This window comes from Streptomyces sp. NPDC059900 (genome assembly GCF_050270335.1).
In the GTDB taxonomy this organism is placed as follows: Bacteria; Actinomycetota; Actinomycetes; order Streptomycetales; family Streptomycetaceae; genus Streptomyces.
Map to the genome: position 1 here is coordinate 1 of NZ_JBNNJZ010000130.1, position 17,692 is coordinate 17,692.

The window sequence follows — 17,692 nt, forward strand, 5'->3', positions numbered from 1 at the left end:
TGCGGGCCTCCGAGCGCTTCTGGAAGGAGCGGTCGCCGGTCGCAAGGGCCTCGTCGATGAGGAGCACGTCGTGGTCCTTGGCGGAGCCGATGGAGAAGCGCAGGCGGGCGGCCATGCCGGAGGAGTACGTACGCATGGGGAGCGTGATGAACTCGCCCTTCTCGTTGATGCCGGAGAAGTCGACGATCTCCTGGTAGCGCTCCTGGACCTGCTGCGGGGACATGCCCATCGCCAGGCCGCCGAGGCGGACGTTGCGCTCGCCGGTCAGGTCGTTCATCAGGGCCGCGTTCACGCCCAGGAGCGAGGGCTGGCCGTCGGTGAAGATGCGGCCGTTCTCGACGGGCAGCAGGCCCGCGATCGCCTTCAGGAGGGTCGACTTGCCCGAGCCGTTCGTGCCGATCAGGCCGATGGCCTCGCCCTTGCGGGCGGTGAAGGAGACCTTCTTGACGGCGTGCACCTTGCGCACGCCGGACTCCTCGCGGCCCTTGCCCCGCTTGAGGATGCGGCCCAGGGCGGCGGTCGCGCTGCCGCGGCCCGCGGGGGATCCGGCGCCGTGCACCCGGTAGACGATGTCGACCTCGTCGACGATGACCGTGGGGGCGGCGGTGGGGGCGGGGAGATCTGTGCTTGCGGGGGTTGCTGTCGTTTCAGCCACGGCCGTACGTCTCCTCTGCTTTCCAGAAGTAGATGAACCCGCCCACTCCGGCGAGCAGCGCCCAGCCGACGGCCCACGCCCATACGTGGTGCGGGAGCTGGTCCGCGTGGAAGCTGTCGATGAGCGCGAAGCGCATCAGGTCGATGTAGATCGCGGCGGGATTGCACTCCAGGAGGACCTGGAGCGCGTGCGGCAGGTGCTGGTCCTTCAGGACCGCGTCGATGCTCCACATCACGCCGGACACGTACATCCACGTGCGCAGCACGAACGGCATCAGCTGGGCGATGTCCGGGGTCCTGCTGCCCAGGCGGGCCATGACGAGGGCCAGGCCCGTGTTGAACGTGAACTGGAGCGCGAGGACCGGCAGGACCAGGAACCAGGAGAGCGCCGGCGGCACGCCGAAGCAGAGCAGGATCACGACCAGCGCGCCCATGGAGAACAGCAGCTGCTGGAGCTGCTGGAGGCTGAAGGAGACCGGCAGCGCGGCCCGCGGGAAGTGCAGGGCCCGCACCAGGCCGAGGTTGCCGGCGATGGCGCGGGTGCCCGCCATCACCGAGCTCTGCGTGAACGTGAAGACGAAGACGCCGGTGACCAGGAACGGGACGTAGTCCGGGACGTCGTGCCTGGTGTCCATCAGCAGGCCGAAGATGAAGTAGTAGACCGCCGCGTTCAGGAGCGGGGTCATCACCTGCCAGAGCTGGCCGAGCTTCGCCTGGCTGTACTGGGCGGTGAGCTTGGCGGTCGCGAAGGCGGTGATGAAGTGGCGGCGCTGCCACAGCTGCCGGACGTAGGCGGGGAGCGTGGGGCGGGCGCCGCTGACGCTCAGGCCGTGCAGGGCGGCGAGCTCGGCCGGGTCGGGCGCGGTGGCCGCGGGGCGGGGCGGGGCCGGTGGGGCGTCGATGACCTGACTCACGTCCGCTGCTTTCACTCGGGAGCCGTGGGGTTACGACGTCGGGACGGGTCCGTATCGTCGTCACGTCGAGAGTAGGACCAAGCAACGTCGGAACGCAACCGTATCGTCGTCACGTTCTATGCTGTCCGTATGACGACGAGCAGGCCAGGAGATGAACAGTCGCGCGAGCAGTCGGGTGAGCAGCCGCGCCGCAGGGCGCCCGCCGGGGCCGCGGTGCTGCGCGAGGACGTGACCGAGGCCATCAGGGCCGCCGTCTTCGAGGAGCTCGCGGCGGTCGGGTACGCGCGCATGTCCATCGAGGGCATCGCGCGCCGCGCGGGCGTCGGCAAGACCGCCGTCTACCGGCGCTGGCGCTCCAAGCTGCATCTCGTGCTCGACCTGGTGTCGGCGATAGCGGTCCAGGGCCTGCCGATGCCGGACAGCGGGTCCCTGGAGGGGGATCTGCGGCTGCTGTACGAGGTGACGTCGCGTGCCCTGCGGCATCCCGTGGCCTCGCAGGTGATCCCGGATCTCCAGGCGGAGGCGGCACGCAACCCGGAGATCGCCGAGGCCATGCAGAAGGCGCTGCGGGAGGGTCAGCACGGGGTGGCGAACGGCATCGTGCGGGCCGCTGTCGCGCGGGGCGAGGTGCGGGACGGGGTCGACGAGGACCTTGCCCTCGACCTGGTGTCGGGGCCGCTCTACTGGCGGTCCGTGGTGGTGCGGGCCGAGCTGCCCAAGGGGTACCTGGGCAGTCTCGCCACGGCTACGGCGGCGGCGCTGCGGGCGTTGTGAGGAGGCCGGGGCGGTCAGTTCTGCGGGTGCCTCTCGCGCATCACGAACAGGGCGATGCCCGAGCCGATCGTCGCGATGCCGGTGCAGACGCTGATCAGGACCTGCTGTACGCCGTCGAAGGCGAAGCTGGTGGAGATGTTGGCGACGAGGGCGATCGCGAGGACGAGCCAGAGCAGGGCCTTCATGGCGGGGCCTTTCCGTGTGGTGTGCGCTTCGGCGTGGTGTGCGCCGTGTGATCAACTCTGCCCGAGCCGGGGCGGCATGACGATGGTGTGCTCTCCCGGACCGGGGGTGTAGCGCACTACACCATCCACCGGGGAGCGGCCTCGCCCGCGTGTGCGAGCGGGGTCGCATAGCCTCATGACCCATGACCATGCGGGAGACGCTGCGGCGGACGGAACGGGCCCTGGAACAGCTGGGCGCGGCGGCGTTGCTCTCCCTGGCGTCGTACCTCTTCATCGGCGTCGTCCTGCTCACCCTTGTCCTGACGCTCACCGTCGTCGGCGCGGGCGTCCTGCCCGAGACGGTGCTCATGCTGCGCAGGATGGCCGGCTTCAAGCGGCGCCGCGTGGCCCTCTGGACGGGCAGCGCGATACCCGAGGCGTACGTGCCGCTGACCGGCACGCTCGGCCGGCGTGTGCGGGCGGGGGTCACCGACCCGGCGACGTACCGCGATCTGCGCTGGCTCGGCCTGCACTTCGTCTACGGGTGGCTGCTGCTGTACGTCGCGCTGCCGGTGTTCATCGTCGGGATGCTGGTCGACGGCGTGTGGTGCGGGCTGCTCGGCCGCCGGGCGGTGGTGCTTCCGCTGGTCGCGCGCATCGCGGATCTGGAGGCGGCCTGGTCGGGGGCGCTGCTGCGGGCATCGCCGGAGGCGGAGCGGGCCGCGCGGCTCTCCGAGCGGGTGGAGGAGCTGACCGTCACGCGGGCCGGGGCCGTCGCCGCGCACGGCGCCGAACTGCGGCGCATCGAGCGGGACCTGCACGACGGGACGCAGGCGCGGCTCGTCGCGATGTCGATGCGGGTGGGGCTCGCGCGGCGGGCCTTCGACAAGGACCCCGAGGCGGCGCGCAAACTCCTCGCCGACGCGCAGGACCAGGCCGACGAGGCCCTGACCGAGCTCCGGCACGTCGTACGCGGCATCCATCCGCCGATCCTGACGGACCGGGGTCTGGTGGGGGCGGTGCGGGCGCTGGCCGCGAGCAGCGGGCTCGATGTGTCGGTGCGAGCGGAGGGGGTCGATGAGGGGCCGCGGGCTCCCGCCGCCGTGGAAGCGGCGGCGTACTTCGTGATCGCCGAGGCGCTGACGAACGCCGCCAAACACAGCGGTGCGGAGAAGGCCTCGGTGGAACTTTCCCGTGGTGGCGCGGTGTTGAGGATCTCGGTACGTGACGAGGGGCGGGGCGGGGCCGATGACGCGGGCGGCAGTGGGCTGCTGGGCATGCGGCGCCGGGTCGCCGCGCTCGACGGGACCGTGGAAGTGGTGAGTCCCGTCGGGGGGCCGACCGTGATCGAAGTGGAGCTGCCGTGCGTGTGGTGATCGCCGAGGACAACGCGTTGCTGCGGGAGGGGATGGTGCTCCTGCTGTCCTCCGCGGGGCACGAGGTGGTGGCGGTGGCCGCGAGCGGGCCCGAGGTGCTGCCGGCGCTCGTCGCCCACCGTCCGGATGTCGCCGTGCTCGACGTGCGGATGCCGCCGGGGTTCCGTGACGAGGGGCTGCGGGCCGCGCTTGCGGCCCGCGAGGAGATTCCCGGGCTTCCGGTGCTCGTCCTTTCGCAGTACGTGGAGGAGACGTACGCGGCTGAGCTGCTGGGCGGGGGCGCGAGCGGTGTGGGCTACCTGCTGAAGGACCGGGTGGGGCGGGTCGACGAGTTCCTCGACGCGCTGGAGCGGGTTGCCGGGGGCGGGACCGCGTTGGATCCCGAGGTGGTCACGGAGCTCTTGACCCGGCGGCGGGACGACCCCCTGGACTCGCTGACGCCGCGGGAGCGGGAGGTGCTCCAGCTGATGGCGGAGGGGCGGGACAACGCGACGATCGCGTCGTCCCTGGTGGTGTCCGACCGCGCGGTCAGCAAGCACATCGGCAACGTCTTCGCGAAGCTTGGGCTGCCGCCCAGTGACAGCGGGCATCGCAGGGTCCTTGCTGTGCTGGCCCATTTGAACCGTGGGTAGGGCTGCTCTTTCCGGGGCCTGTTCGGACCGCTAGCGCCCCTGTGAGGGGTAGCGGCCCCGCAGCGCCCGGCGGGCCGGCGGGAACGTGCCCGCGGCCGTCGTGGCCGCGATGACCAGAGCCACGAGCCCCGCCTGCGACGCCGCGACGTGCGGCACCGTGCGGGCTACCGCCGCGCTGAAGGCCAGGAGCGGGACCGAGGCCACCGCGGCGCCCACGGTGAGGCCCGTCAGGGCCGAGGCTGCCGCCTCCAGGCCCAGCATGCGGCGGAGTTGGGACCGTCCCGCCCCGGCGAGGCGCAGGAGGGAGAGTTCGGGGCGGCGGCCGACGGTGATGAGGCAGAGCGTGCTCAGGACGGCGATGACCGTGAAGCCGCCGATCGCGCCGAGCGCCGCCACGGTCACCACCTCGCCAAGCGCCCGGTCCTCCGGTTCGAGGCGTTCGGGGGCGGGGTTCGCCTCCACCCGCGCACCGGGGGCCGCCGCACGGAGCGCGGCGGGGGTGGTGCCGGTCGCCGTGACCAGGATGCGGGTCGGTGCCGACGTGTGGCCGAGCAGTTGCTCGTGGGAGAAGAGGAAGCCGCCAAGGGCCAGTTCCCGGTCGTACGTTGCCACCACCCGCAGCCGCGCCTCGATTCCGTCCCCGAAGCGCACCGTCACCGTCGAGCCAGGGCCCGCGTCCAGGGCGCGTGCCTGGTCCCGGCCCAGTGCCACCGTGCCGGGGCGCAGCTTGCCGAGGTCGCCGTCCCGGACACCCGGGTCCAGTGTCCGTGCGAGGCCGCCCGGCGTGACGCCGAGCGCGGGCACGCGGTCCAGGCGGGGCGAGCCCGTCTCGCGGCGGGCCAGGACCACCGTGCTCCGCGTGACGGCGGTCGCGGCCCGCACGCCGGGCGCACGGCGGACCCGCTCCAGCGTGCCCTCGGCCAGGCCGCCCTCCGCGGTCACCGCGAAGTCCGCCCGCGCCGCGTCCCGCGCCTGCGCGCCCGCCGCGTGCGTCATCGTCGTACCGGCGGAGAGCTGGACCAGGACGAACGCCGTCACCAGGACGACCGGAGTGATCGCCGCCCCAAGGCGTCGTGCCGACGCGGTGCAGTTGGCCGCCGCGAGGTGGCCACCCGGGCCGCCGAAGCGCCGCATCGGCGCCCCGAGCACCCGCATCGCCCCCTCCGCGATCCACGGGCCGAGCAGCGCGCACCCGATGACCAGGACGACCGCCGCCGCACCGGCGGCGGCCGCCGCCGTCTCCCCGCGCTGGAGCGTGGCCGTGCCCGCCGAGCTCGCGCCCAGGAACAGCAGCACCAACCCGGTGACCTTGCGGGCCGTACCGGGCGACGCCTCGCGCAACGCCTCCGCGGGCCGCACCTTCGCCGTCCGCGCGCACGCGATCAGCGCCGCCAGGCGGGCGGCGAGGACCGTCAGGCCCGCCGTCACCAGCGGGGCGGGCAACAGCCACAGGGGGAGCGGGAGTTCCATCCCCGGCGGCATCGCACCGCGGGCGTCGAGGAGCGCGCGGAGACCGGCGAAGGCGGGTATCGCCGCGACCGCCCCCACCAGCGCCGCCACCACCGCGACCCGCCCCGCCTCGCGCCCCACCGCGCCCCGCAGCTGCCGAGGCGTCGCACCGACCGCCCGCAACAGGCCCAGCTCACGAGAGCGTTGCTGGAGCGCCTGCACGATCGTCGACGACACGACGAGCAGCGCGATGAGCACGACGGTGGCAGCCACGGAAGCCAGCAGCGCGAGCATGCCCGCGCGGGCGGGGGCGACCTGGAGGAACTCGGCGCCGCCGCGCCCGTTCCCCGTCAGGACGCGCAGCCCGGCCCCGTCCCCGTCCGCCCGGTGGCCCACGCTCTTGAGGTCCGCCGTGTCCAGGGCGCGGCGCACGCGCGCGTGGAGCGTGGATGTGCTGGTGCCGGGGTCCGCCGTGACGCCTATCGCCGCCACCGATCCGGGGTGGCCGGCCAGGCGGCGCGCCTCGGGAGAGGTGAAGTAGACAGCGGCGCGGGGGCCTTCGGCGACCCCGGTCACCTCGTACGTGGTGTCGCTGCCGGACGTGCGGACCGTGATCCGGTCACCGACGCGGGCCGTCCCCTCGCCCACGACGACCTCGCGGGCGTGCTCGGGCCCGCCCCCGTCCCGTAGGGCGTGCGGAGCCAACCGGGCGGCGGGCCACGGACGTCCGGTCGCCGCCCCGCCCCGCACACCCACCCGGAAGACCTCGTCCGCGACGGCCGAACGGACCCCGGAGACCTCGCGCACCGCCGCGAGCGCCGCCCGCGGAACCCGCACCCGCTCGGTCAGGCCCGCCGTCGCCGTCTCGGGATCGCTGCCCCACGGCTTGGCCGTGAAGCGGGTGCTCTGGTCGCCGGTGACGACGAGGTCGGCGGCGGCATAGCGCTCCACTCGCGCGTGCCCGAGTCCCGCCGACGCGAGCGCCAGGCCGAAGGAGCCCAGGAGGAGGGAGGTGAGGGCAAGCGCGGCGAAGACCGCGGCCCAGGCCTTGCGGTGCATGCGGGCGGCGCGCGAGGCGAGGAGCCCGGTGACGTTCCGGTGGTCGCTCATGCCGCCGCCTGCCGGCCCAGGTCCCGCATGACGGCGCCCACTTGTGCGCTGTCCGGCCGGTGGAGCCGGGCGGCCACGTGCCCGGCGGAGAGGAACAGCGCCTCGTCCGCCCAGGCCGCCGCGGCCGGGTCGTGGGTCACCATCACCACGGTGTGGCCGTCCTGGTCGACGGCCTGGCGCAGCAGCGCGAGCACGCCGTGCGCGGTCACGGGGTCGAGGGCACCGGTCGGCTCGTCGGCGAAGACGACCTCCGGGCGGGTGACCAGGGCGCGGGCGATGGCCACGCGTTGCTGCTGGCCGCCGGAGAGTTCGGCGGGGCGGTCGTCGCCGCGGTCACCGAGCCCGACCTCGGCGAGGCCGAGCGAGACGCGGCCTTCGTCGGGCTCGCCGCCCAGGAGCAGCGGCAGGGCGACGTTCTCGGCGACGCTGAGCGACGGCACGAGATTGTGCGCCTGGAACACGAACCCGACGCGCTCGCGCCGCAGCCGGGTGAGGGCGGCCTCCTTGAGGGAGCCGATGTCCGTGCCCCCGATGCGTACGGTTCCGGCGCTCGGCCGGTCGAGCCCGGCCGCGCACTGCAACAGCGTGGACTTGCCGGACCCGGAGGGCCCCATCACGGCGAGGAACCTGCCGCGGGGCAGGGCGAGATGGAGGGGTGCGAGCGCGGCGGGTCCGCCGCGCCGGTAGGTCCGGGTGACCCCGTCGAGGAGGAGCGCGTCGGCCCCGCCCGACGGGCCGCCCTCCAGGGTTCCCGCCGTGGAACCTTGCCGTCTGAACATCTCCGGGAACTCCCTCGCACCGCCTGCCGCTTCCGTGGAAAACGCTAGGCAGCGGGGGGCGCGGGGACGAGGGAGCGCGGTACCGGACCGGGGGTGTAGCAGGGTCCACCACGGACCCCGGCGGTTACTCCCGCCCGGACCCCGGATGCGACCGGACCCACCCCGCCCAGGCCGACGCGACCATCTCGCGCACGTCCCGCTTGGCCGACCAGCCGAGTTCGGCGGCGATGCGGTCCGCCGATGCCACGACGCGGGCCGGGTCGCCGGGACGGCGGGCGGCCACGGTGGCCGGACGGTCGTAGCCGGTGACTGCGTTGATCAGGGTGGCCATCTCCTGGACCGAGACGCCCTCGCCGCGGCCGATGTTGAGCGTCAGGTCGGTGCCGCGCGGTGCCGTGGCCAGCTTGCGGGCCGTCGCCACATGGGCCTCCGCGAGGTCGGCGACGTGGATGTAGTCGCGTACGCACGTACCGTCCGGAGTCGGGTAGTCCGCGCCGAAGACGCGCGGGGACTCGCCGTCCGTGAGCTTCTCGAAGACCATCGGGATCAGGTTGAAGACGCCCGTGTCGGCCAGGTCGGGGCCCGCCGCGCCCGCCACGTTGAAGTACCGCAGGGACGCCGTCGACAGGCCGTGCGCCCGGCCCGTCGCGCGGACCAGCCACTCGCCGGCCAGCTTCGTCTCGCCGTACGGGCTCATCGGGAGGCAGGGGGTCTCCTCCGTCACCAGGTCCACGTCGGGCATGCCGTACACCGCGGCCGACGAGGAGAAGACGAACGAGGCGACGCCCGCTTCCGCCACCGCCGAGAGCAGGACCCGCAGGCCCTCCACGTTCTCGTGGTAGTAGTGCAGCGGCAGCTGGACCGACTCGCCGACCTGCTTCTTCCCCGCCAGGTGCACGACACCGGTGATCGCGTGCTCCGTCAGCGTGCGGGACAGCAGGTCCGCGTCCAGCGTCGAGCCGGTCACCAGCGGCACGCCCCGGGGGACGCGCTCGGCAATGCCCGTGGACAGGTCGTCGTAGACCACGGCCCGCTCGCCCGCCTCCGTCATGGCGCGGACCACGTGGGCCCCGATGTATCCGGCGCCGCCGGTGATCAGCCAGGTCATCGTCAGTGGCCCCTTCCCCTGTCGTGTCGTGTCGTCGCGAACGGTGTCGTGCGTCGTCTTCGGCCGGAGGTGCAGTCTCGCAGAGCCCCGGGTACGGGCCGCGTCAGCGCCTGCCGCTGCCCGTCCAGCGCGCGAGGCGCCTGCGCACCACCCCCGCCACGCCCCGCATCCCCGGTGCGAGCCGCACCGCGAGGTTCCCGGCCTGGGTGGCGTACGGCTGGGCGAGGAGCAGGCCCCGCAGCGAGGGCAGTGCCGTGCGCCGCAGCAGTCCCGGGCCGGGGACCGCCCGTGCCGTGGTCTCGCGCGCCGTCCCGTCGCGGAAGTGGAGGCGCAGCCGCAGGTCCCATACGCCGCCGCCGAGCGAGCCGAGGTCGAGGACGACCCGGGTCACCCAGCTGTCCGTCTCCTCCGCGTCCCCGGAGTCGACGGGGTTGAGGGCCGTGGTGCGGCGCAGCACCGGGCCGTCGCCGCCCCGCGGGACGAGTTCCACGTCGACCGTGGTCGGGCCCGCGTCGGCCACCCGTCCGTACAGCTCGTGCAGCCGCAGCGTCAGGCGGCTGCCGTGCGCGCGGGGGCGCAGTTCGGCGTCCACCGCGAGGGGGAGCAGGCGGATGGGGCGTACGCGGAGGTGTTCCAGGGTGACCTGCGGGAGGTCGGGGGACCAGATCGGCGTGGTGCCGTCGGGCGCCCTGGCGTAGGGCGGCGAGAGGCGTGCGGGGCGGGCGGCCACCTCCTGGAGGCGGGTCAGGTCGCGCGGCTCGGGGGAGGCGAGGATCACGCGGGCGATGACCCTGCCGGGGGCGGGGGCCGCGTCCAGGTCGGCGGTGTCGAAGGTCGCGAGGTAGGCGCGGGTGGCCGTCCACCACTCCTTGCGGTACTCGGGGCTGCGTGCGGTGAGCTCACGCGCGTACATCCGCAGGCTGTGGTCGACGAACTTCGCGCGCGATGCCTGCGCGAGCCGCTTGCCCGCCGTGCCCGACGGGCTCCGCGCGTCGCGGAGGATGTCGACCGACATGCGGTGGGCCTCCATGCGGGCCTTCCAGTTGCCGATGCCCGAGCGGTCCAGGGAGATCGACAGCTTGGCGGCCGTGCGGCGCACGTTCCAGACGTAGACGGGGTCGGTGATCAGCGCGATGCGCGGGCCCGCCGCGAGGACGCGGGCCGTGAAGACGAAGTCCTCGTACGTGAAGCGGCCCTCGGGGAAGCGCACGGCGTGCTTGCGCAGGAAGTCGGTGCGGTAGAGCTTGTTGACGCAGAGGGTGTCGTGGACCAGGCGGGTGCGCAGCTCGGGACGGGCGATGAGCCGGTCCTTCGTGTAGAGCATGGGCTGCCAGGGGCTCTCGCGTCCGGAGGGCAGTTCGCGGCGTACGCACAGGCCGGTGACCACCTCGGCGTCGTGCCGTGCGGCGGCCTTGAGGAGGGCGTCCACCGCGCCCGCCGGCAGCACGTCGTCGCTGTCGAGGAACATCACGTAGGGGGATGTGGTGGCCTCGATGCCGTCGTTGCGGGGCGTGCCGCAGCCGCCGCTGTTGGCGGCGCGGCGCACGGGCTTGACGCGCGGGTCCTTGCGCGCGAGGGCCGCGAGCACCTCGCCGCTGCCGTCCGTGGAGCAGTCGTCGACGGCGATCACCTCGCGGACGGCGGGACCCTGGGCGAGGGCCGAGCGCACGGCGTCCGCGACGTGCGCGGCGTCGTTGTAGCCGATCACGACGACGCAGACCCGGGGCGACGGGGGCGGGGGAGACAGAATGAGGTCCACGGGGGAAATTTTAGAGGTTGCCAGTAATTATCCGATTAGGGGGTCTTCTGCCGGTTCGTGTCTCTGCCGCTCACGCGCGCGAGGACCTCGCCCGTCCGCGGCCCCCACGCCACCACCACCGCTTCCTCCGGCACCTTCTGGTCGGGCGAGAGGAGCAGCCAGCGGACGTCGTAGCGGCGGACGATCCGGGTGCGCTCGGCGCGGTCCGCGTCGGGGGAGAGGTAGTCGCGCACCTCCTGGAGGCGGTGGTTGCGCGTGTCCTCGTCCAGGGAGGTGTCCGGCCAGGCGGGCGCGACGAGGTTGGCGCCGTACGCCGGGACGGAGCGGGTGGGGTAGTAGCCGTCGGTCAGGACGACGTCCCCCCGGTGCATCTGGCTCACCGCCCAGCCGTAGCCGGGCCAGCGCGGAGGCTGGTCGAAGCCCACCGGGTCCAGGGCGCGCGGCACGACCGCTCCCGCCTGGAGCGTGAAGAAGCCGACGGCCGCCCCGGTGGCCGCGAGGCCCCCAAGGGCCGTCCGCCACCGGCGCCAGGGCCGTGGCGCCGCGAGTTCGATCGCGAGGGCGAACTGGAGCGGGACGAGGGTCAGGCCCAGGATGCGGCCGTAGGTGTAGTGGCCGCTGAACCAGCCGTACGCCACGACCGCGCAGTCCAGGGCGAACATCAAGACCAGGGGGTCGCGGCGGTTCGCGCGGAACCGCAGGGCGAGGGCGGGCAGGCCGAGCAGGGCCAGCCAGAATCTCTGCGGCATCTCGGTGTAGAGCTGCCGGTGGATCCAGTCGACGCTCTCGTTCCCGACCAGGGAGAACACGGAGTAGTACGGCCAGCTCGCCGCGATCACCGCCGCCGTCACGGCGGTCAGCGCCCATTTCCACAGCCCGGGGACGGGGCGCCGGGACGAGGCCGCGAACGCCACGACGCCGATCACCGCGGCCACCGACGAGATCGGGTGGACCAGCAGGATCACCCCGCAGAGCGCGCCGAGACCCACGTACGCCCAAGGACCCCGCGGGGATTTCGCGAGCGAACCCGCCCACCCCCACGCCCAGAACGCCAGGCCGATCGCGAACGTCGACGGATACGCGAGGTTCCCCGTCATCGACATCAGGCCGAGGTAGCCGCTCCACCACGCCATCCGGGTGCCCCAGAGCACCACCATGGCGAACAGGGCAAGGACGGGCGCCCACTGACGTGACGTCAGGACCCGGACGAAACGACCGAGGCCCGTCAGGAGCACCAGCAGGTTCAGCGGCCCCGCGAGCTTCACGACCTCCCAGCCCGCGAGGCCCGTCAGCCGCGCGAAGAGGCCCTGCGCCACCGCGTACGGCGAGTAGTACGGGCTGCCCGCGCCCGGCAGGTCCGCCATCGGGTGGCGCGGGTGCAGCAGGTTGTCCTTGAGGCGCTCGACGACCGCCGCGTGCTGTCCGAAGTCGCAGCACATCGGAACCCGCCAGAAGGCGAGCGACATGACGATCCAGAAGAGCCCGCCGAACACGACGTAGGGACTCGGCCGCCAGCGCCTGCGTCCGTGCAGGGCCGTCGCGCCGTGGGCCTCGCGGCGCGTGCGGAGCCCGGCTCCGCGCGTGGCCATGGTCATCGCATGAGCCTCTCCGCGACCCGGGCCGCGGCCTGTCCGTCGTCCAGGTCGCAGTAGGCATCGCGGAACGCCGCGTACGCGTCCGCGTGCCGGGTCGTGAGCGAGTCCAGGTCGCGCAGCGCCTCGACGACCTCGCCGGTGGAGGCGAGCAGCGGTCCCGGCGCGCTGGTCTCGAAGTCGAGGTAGAAGCCGCGGACCGTGTCGCGGTAGTGCTCCAGGTCGTAGGCGTGGAAGAGCATCGGACGGCCCGTGTGCGCGAAGTCGAACATCAGCGAGGAGTAGTCCGTCACGAGGACGTCGGCGATCAGCAGGAGTTCGGCCGTGCGGGGGTGGGACGACACGTCGCGCACGAAGGGCGCCCGGGCTCCGGGCAGGCGGCCCGCCGTCAGCGGGTGCTTGCGTACGAGCAGGACGTGGTCGTCGCCGAGCACCTTCTCGGCCGCCGCGAAGTCGAGGGCGGGTTCGTAGCGGAAGCGGCCGGGGGAGCAGGCGAGGTGGTCGCGGTAGGTCGGCGCGTACAGGACGACCTTCTTGTCCGGGGCGATGCCGAGTTCGTGGCGGACGCGTTCGGCGACCTTGCCGCGGTCCGCGGAGAAGAGGACGTCGTTGCGGGGCGACCCCGCTTCCATGACCTCGCCCTCGTAGGCGAGCGCGCGGCCCAGGTGGGGGGTGGAGAAACGGTTCGGGGAGACGAGCACGTCCCACTGCCGGGAGAGCTTCGGCAGGGCGTCGAGGTGGCCGTGGTCGGCGTAGAGAGTGTCGGTGAGGTCGGTGCCGATGCGCTTGAGGGGCGCGCCGTTCCAGGTCTGTACGACGGTCTGCCCCTCCCGCCGCTCGAAGAAGTCGGGCAGATGGCCCGCGGTGACGATGCGGCGGCAGCGGGCGAGCGCCTCGTACCAGGCGGCACTGTGCTCCTCCACGCCCGTCGCCCCGGCGGGCACCCGGGTCTGCTGGTCCTGCGTCACCCACAGGTGCTCGACGTCGGCGCCGCGCCGCGCAAGCTCCTCGTGGACCGCGCGCGGGGAGTCCCCGTCGAAGTAAAGGACCGCGTCCCGCAGCGGCTCGGCGCGCTGCCGCGGATAGTGCGCGGTACGCAGCCGGTGCCGCCGGTAGGCCCCCCGCTCCCCGCGCGCGAGCACGGACCCCGCCTCGACGAGCAGCCGGTCCCCGAACCGCCGGTCGACGCTGAACTCCCGCCCGTCCACCTCCTGGTGGAGCGGCAGAGCGGCGGACGCCGAGGCGAGCAGCCGTACGGGCATGCCGTCCGCGGCGTGGGCGGGGTGGGGCCCGCCTTCGGCCTGCGGCCCGGCTGAACGCTTTGCCTCGCGGGCCGCGACGGGCCGCGAGGCGCCTTGCGCGTCTGCGTCCGTTTCTGCGCCTGCGTCGCGGCCCGCGCCCGCCCTCGCCGGCCCGGCCCCGACCGTCTCCCCGCCTCCCGCCTCCCGCAGGAACGCGTACCACCGCCCCTCCCGCAGCACCCCGCCCCCCGGCGCCACCACCCCCCGGAAGCGACCCGCCGCGCGCGTCACCGGGACGGTGACCTCCTCGTCCCTGCCGCTGTGGCGCAGCACCAGTTCCGCCGTGGGCCAGCTGGTGTCGGACACCGTGCCCTCGATCGTGAGCGTGCCGTCCTCGCTCCATGACACCCGGTCGGCGATCGGCTGCCGGGTCACTTCGATGACCAGTTGGCCCTGGTCGTTCGCCGACGCGCAGATCTCGCGGGCGTCGCCCTCGCGGGAGGTGTAGCGGCCGGGCGGCAGGTCGAGGGTTGCCGCCAGGGACTTCAGCTTGCCGTCCGGCAGCACCAGGTTGGCCTGCCAGCGGTCGCCGTGCGGGGGCTCGACCTCCTTGGGCGCCAGGTGCGGGGTCGGTGCGGTGTCCTCCAGGTCCGCGAGCCGCACCCGGACGTCGAAGCGGTCGTCGCCGGGGAGCGTCACGGGGTAGTCGAACTCCGCCGATGAGTGCTTGTGCGTCAGGCGCAGGGCCGTGGGCCGCAGGTGGCTCGGCAGGTGGCCGCCGAGGACCATGTCGTCGCCGTCCCTGTGATGGGCGTCGACCCGCGCCACGTACTCCTGGATCCGCAGCACCAGGCGGCCCTTGCTGAAGCCGAGCACCAGGCGAAGACCGTCGCCCAGTTCGCGCACGACCGACTGCGCGGACGAACCGTCCAGCGGGCGGACCGCGGCCCGCCGCACCGCACCGTGCCCCGCGACCAGGACGCCGAGCAGCCAGTTGCCGGGCCGCCACCGGCCGCCCGTCTTCAGCTGCTCGGGGTCGATGGTCAGCTCGAACCCGGAGAGGTCGTAGCAGTGCAGCTGCTGCCGGGAGTTCTCGGTGGCCTGCGGTGCGGCGACGGTCCGGGTGGCGACCTTGCGCAACTGGGCCCTGCTGTGGGCCGACTTGAGCACGGCGGCCTTGACGGAGTGGCCGGGCCGCGTCGCCTCCAGGTTGCGCACGTACGCGTAGCCGCTGATCCGCAGCAGCCCGTCCGCGCCCCAGCCGGCCTCCCGGACCCGCGCGATGACCGGCAGTTCGCCCCGGCCGAGCCGCGCCAGCTCCTGCGGCACCTTGATGTGACCGCCCGAGCTGCGCGGATACACGGCGCTGCGCCGCACGAGTCCCCGGATCCTGAACGCGCTCCCGTTGCGCTGCTCGAAGGTCAGGAGGTCGATCAGGTCGTCGGTGCGGCCTTCGCGTACGAGATGCCATTTCACGCGCAGCGACACCGGAAGCCCGGCGATCACCCCCGGATCCGCGCGGCGCAGGAACGCCGACGCGCCCTTCATGAACGCGGCGCGGTACTCGGGCCCGCCCATCGGAAGACCCTGGAGGAAGTACACGAAGTCGTCGCGCAGGCAGGACGTGTCGTACGTCTTGCGCATCTCCGGCGCGTGCTCGGCGAGGAAGGCGCTGACGTGCGCGCAGGCCGCGATCCGGTCGCGCACGCCCTTGACGTCCGTGCGCCGCCGGGTGATCGAGCCCTCGCGCACCCGCCAGTAGTAGACGTGGTCGCTGAGCACGTCCACGGAGCCCGCGAGGAAGTGCGCGGGGATCATGACGGGCGTGTCCTCGTAGAGCTTGCCCTCGGGGAAGGTGAAGCCGTGCCGGTCCCAGAAGGCGCGCCGGAAGACCTTGTTCCAGGCGACGCGGTCGGCGAGCAGATCGAGGTCGCGGCTGATGTGCGTGCGCGAGCGCGGCTCGGTGAGCCACTTGTACTGCCAGGCCTGCTGGCGCCCGCGCTCGTTGAGCCGCCAGACGTTGCCGCTGGCGAAGTCGGACCCCGTCGAGTCGAGGCTCGCGGTCATCCGGGCGTACGCGTCGTGCGGCACGACGTCGTCGCTGTCGACGAACGTCAGGTACTCGGCGGTCGGGGTCGCGTGCCGCACCCCGGTGTTGCGGGCGGCGCTCAGGCCCGCGTTCGGCTGGCGCACATAGACGAACCGGGGATCCTTCGCCGCGAACTCACGCGCGATCAGCGGGCTGCCGTCCGTCGAGCCGTCGTCGACGAGCACGGCCTCCAGATCGGCCATGGTCTGCCCGGCGATCGATTCCAGGCACTCCTCCAGAAACTCCTCGACGTTGTAGATGGGCACGACGACGCTGAGACGGGGCTGCACGGCGACCGGCCTTTCGTACGCTCCCGGGCGTGGGAGTAATCATGGGAGTACGGGCGTATTCATCCCCTTTGCCCGTTCTCGTCAATTTTTTTGCCTGGCTTCACCCCAATGAGTGAGGAGCGGTCTTCGACAGGGCGTGTCCGTGTGACTACCTTCGGTGTTCATGTCGCGCTTCTCGGTTGTCGTCCCCGCCCATCGCGTCCAGGGCTACCTGAGGGAATGCCTGGACTCCGTGCTCGACCAGAGCCGCGCCGATCTGGAGCTGATCGTCGTGGACGACGCGTCGCCGGACGCGTCCGCCGCGATCGCCGCGGAGTGTGCGGAACGCGACGCGCGCGTGCAACTCGTCCGCGTCCCGGCGCACGCCGGTCCCGGCCCCGCCCGCAACATCGGCGCGGACCGCGCCACCGGCGACTACCTCCTCTTCCTCGACGGCGACGACCTGCTTCTGCCGGGCGCCCTGGAGGCGGTCGCCGAAGCCCTGGACGCGGCCGGCGACCCGGACGTCCTGCTCCTGGGCCACGACCGCGTCGACTGGTGGGAGAACGTGCGTCCGGGCGGCGACGACCTGGCGGGCGACCCCCTTGCCGTCACCGTCGCCGCCTGGAACCGCGTCTTCAGGCGCGGTTTCTGGCAGGAGCGGCGGCTCGCGTTCAGCGAGGGGGCGTACGAGGACGTGGTGCCCGTGCGGCGCGCGGCCCTGGCCGCCGGCGGCCGCACCGCCGTCCTGGACAAGGCCTGCGTCCGCTGGCGCGAGCGGCGCGGCGGCAGCTTCGCCAAGACGCCGGGCCGGGAGCACTTCGCGGTCATCGGGCGCTACGAAGAGCTGCTTGCCGCCGCCGACTCGGCCGACCGGGCCCGGCTCGTCCCGCACGCGGCGGCGCATCTGCTCGCCGTGCTCGACGACCCCGGACGCGTCACGCCGCGCGACCGGCGCGACTTCTTCCGCGGGGCGGCCCGCCTCTACCGCACGTACGGCCCCGCGGACCCCGCGGCCACCCCCGGCGAGAAGGCCCTGGCCACCGCCTCGTACGCCGCCTACGAAGCGCAGCGCAAGAGCCGCTCCCGCAGGAACGGCGTCACGCGCAGGCTCAAGCAGCAGAAGAAGAAGCTGCGCGCCCGCGCCATGCGCCTGGCCTACCGCACCGACCTGCGCCGCCCCCTCGACCCCGACCTCGCGGTCTACGGCGCCTACTGGAACCGCGGGATCTCCTGCAATCCGGCCGCCATCCACGCCAAGGCCCGCGAACTGGCCCCGCACATCAGGGGCGTGTGGGTGGTCTCGTCCCGGCACAAGCACCGCGTGCCGGCCGGGGTCGAGTACGTCGTCGAGGGGTCACGGCGCTACTGGCAGGCGATGGCAAGGGCGACGTATCTGATCAACAACTCCAGCTTCCCCGGCGGCTTCACCAAGCGCCCCGGCCAGGTCTACCTCCAGACCCACCACGGAACCCCGCTCAAGAAGATGGGCCTCGACCAGCGCCGCTACCCTGCGGGCACGCACGGCATCAGCTTCCAGAAGGTGCTCGACCACACCGACCAGTGGGACTTCAGCCTCTCCGCGAACCCGCACTCCACGGAGGTCTGGGAGCGGGTCTACCCCTCGACGGCGTACCAGGCCCTGGAGGCGGGCTATCCGCGCAACGACGTCTACTTCACGGCCACGCCGGACGAGATCTCCCGGATCCGCGAGGAGTTGGGGATCGCGGACGGGCGCACGGTGCTGCTCTACGCGCCCACCCACCGCGACTACCAGAAGGG

At 73.3% G+C, this 17,692-nt stretch carries 13 protein-coding genes; 4 read left to right on the forward strand and 9 right to left on the reverse strand.

What is annotated here, in order from left to right:
- The coding region (locus ACQKIP_RS19240; RefSeq protein ID WP_427743533.1) for an ABC transporter ATP-binding protein at positions 1-655 on the reverse strand (655 nt) is incomplete at its 3' end.
- Positions 648-1,568, reverse strand: coding sequence for an ABC transporter permease (locus tag ACQKIP_RS19245; protein ID WP_365857201.1), 921 nt, complete (start codon positions 1,566-1,568; stop codon positions 648-650). The genes ACQKIP_RS19240 and ACQKIP_RS19245, both read right to left, overlap by 8 nt.
- Before the next feature lie 129 nt (positions 1,569-1,697).
- On the opposite strand from ACQKIP_RS19245, the gene ACQKIP_RS19250 reads away from it, so the two are divergent.
- Positions 1,698-2,342 (forward strand): TetR/AcrR family transcriptional regulator, encoded by a 645-nt coding sequence (locus ACQKIP_RS19250; RefSeq protein ID WP_365857203.1) that lies wholly within the window; start codon positions 1,698-1,700, stop codon positions 2,340-2,342.
- A gap of 14 nt (positions 2,343-2,356) precedes the next feature.
- Here the strand turns inward: ACQKIP_RS19250 and ACQKIP_RS19255 are convergent, their stop codons facing one another.
- Positions 2,357-2,527, reverse strand: coding sequence for a hypothetical protein (locus tag ACQKIP_RS19255; protein WP_365857205.1), 171 nt, complete (start codon positions 2,525-2,527; stop codon positions 2,357-2,359).
- A gap of 188 nt (positions 2,528-2,715) precedes the next feature.
- On the opposite strand from ACQKIP_RS19255, the gene ACQKIP_RS19260 reads away from it, so the two are divergent.
- Together ACQKIP_RS19260 and ACQKIP_RS19265 are read left to right on the forward strand one after the other, a co-directional pair.
- Positions 2,716-3,882, forward strand: a complete 1,167-nt coding sequence (locus ACQKIP_RS19260) for a sensor histidine kinase (RefSeq protein ID WP_365857976.1) — start codon at positions 2,716-2,718, stop codon at positions 3,880-3,882.
- The gene (locus ACQKIP_RS19265; RefSeq protein ID WP_365857207.1) at positions 3,870-4,514 is read left to right on the forward strand and encodes a response regulator transcription factor; all 645 of its coding nucleotides are present in this window, start codon (positions 3,870-3,872) and stop codon (positions 4,512-4,514) included. The genes ACQKIP_RS19260 and ACQKIP_RS19265 overlap by 13 nt, the downstream gene beginning before the upstream one ends.
- Before the next feature lie 30 nt (positions 4,515-4,544).
- Here the strand turns inward: ACQKIP_RS19265 and ACQKIP_RS19270 are convergent, their stop codons facing one another.
- The 6 genes from ACQKIP_RS19270 to ACQKIP_RS19295 form a co-directional block, all read right to left on the reverse strand.
- Complete coding sequence (locus tag ACQKIP_RS19270) at positions 4,545-7,073, reverse strand: FtsX-like permease family protein (protein WP_365857209.1); 2,529 nt, start codon at positions 7,071-7,073, stop codon at positions 4,545-4,547.
- Positions 7,070-7,852 carry an ABC transporter ATP-binding protein gene (locus ACQKIP_RS19275; protein WP_365857211.1) on the reverse strand — a complete coding sequence of 261 codons (783 nt, stop codon included), beginning with the start codon at positions 7,850-7,852 and terminating at the stop codon, positions 7,070-7,072. Before ACQKIP_RS19275 ends, ACQKIP_RS19270 begins: the two co-directional genes overlap by 4 nt.
- 124 nt (positions 7,853-7,976) lie before the next feature.
- A complete protein-coding gene (gene galE / locus ACQKIP_RS19280) occupies positions 7,977-8,960 on the reverse strand; it encodes a UDP-glucose 4-epimerase GalE (RefSeq protein ID WP_365857213.1) in 984 nt (327 codons plus the stop codon).
- Between the two features lie 103 nt (positions 8,961-9,063).
- Positions 9,064-10,719 carry a glycosyltransferase family 2 protein gene (locus tag ACQKIP_RS19285; protein ID WP_365857215.1) on the reverse strand — a complete coding sequence of 552 codons (1,656 nt, stop codon included), beginning with the start codon at positions 10,717-10,719 and terminating at the stop codon, positions 9,064-9,066.
- Between the two features lie 35 nt (positions 10,720-10,754).
- Positions 10,755-12,314, reverse strand: coding sequence for a hypothetical protein (locus tag ACQKIP_RS19290; protein ID WP_427743537.1), 1,560 nt, complete (start codon positions 12,312-12,314; stop codon positions 10,755-10,757).
- The gene (locus tag ACQKIP_RS19295) at positions 12,311-15,931 is read right to left on the reverse strand and encodes a bifunctional glycosyltransferase/CDP-glycerol:glycerophosphate glycerophosphotransferase (protein ID WP_365857216.1); all 3,621 of its coding nucleotides are present in this window, start codon (positions 15,929-15,931) and stop codon (positions 12,311-12,313) included. The genes ACQKIP_RS19290 and ACQKIP_RS19295 overlap by 4 nt, the downstream gene beginning before the upstream one ends.
- A 163-nt stretch (positions 15,932-16,094) precedes the next feature.
- Here ACQKIP_RS19295 and ACQKIP_RS19300 point away from each other — a divergent pair.
- Positions 16,095-17,692 (forward strand): bifunctional glycosyltransferase/CDP-glycerol:glycerophosphate glycerophosphotransferase (locus tag ACQKIP_RS19300; protein WP_427743539.1); only part of this gene is annotated, 1,598 nt, incomplete at its 3' end.

Bases quoted from the DNA above. Each gene is read 5' to 3' on its own strand.
- ACQKIP_RS19260 (WP_365857976.1), top strand. From the start codon at position 2,716: ATGCGGGAGACGCTGCGGCGGACGGAACGGGCCCTGGAACAGCTGGGC.
- ACQKIP_RS19275 (WP_365857211.1), bottom strand. From the start codon at position 7,852: ATGTTCAGACGGCAAGGTTCCACGGCGGGAACCCTGGAGGGCGGCCCG.
- ACQKIP_RS19250 (WP_365857203.1), top strand. From the start codon at position 1,698: ATGACGACGAGCAGGCCAGGAGATGAACAGTCGCGCGAGCAGTCGGGT.
- ACQKIP_RS19255 (WP_365857205.1), bottom strand. From the start codon at position 2,527: ATGAAGGCCCTGCTCTGGCTCGTCCTCGCGATCGCCCTCGTCGCCAAC.
- galE (WP_365857213.1), bottom strand. From the start codon at position 8,960: ATGACCTGGCTGATCACCGGCGGCGCCGGATACATCGGGGCCCACGTG.
- ACQKIP_RS19270 (WP_365857209.1), bottom strand. From the start codon at position 7,073: ATGAGCGACCACCGGAACGTCACCGGGCTCCTCGCCTCGCGCGCCGCC.
- ACQKIP_RS19290 (WP_427743537.1), bottom strand. From the start codon at position 12,314: ATGACCATGGCCACGCGCGGAGCCGGGCTCCGCACGCGCCGCGAGGCC.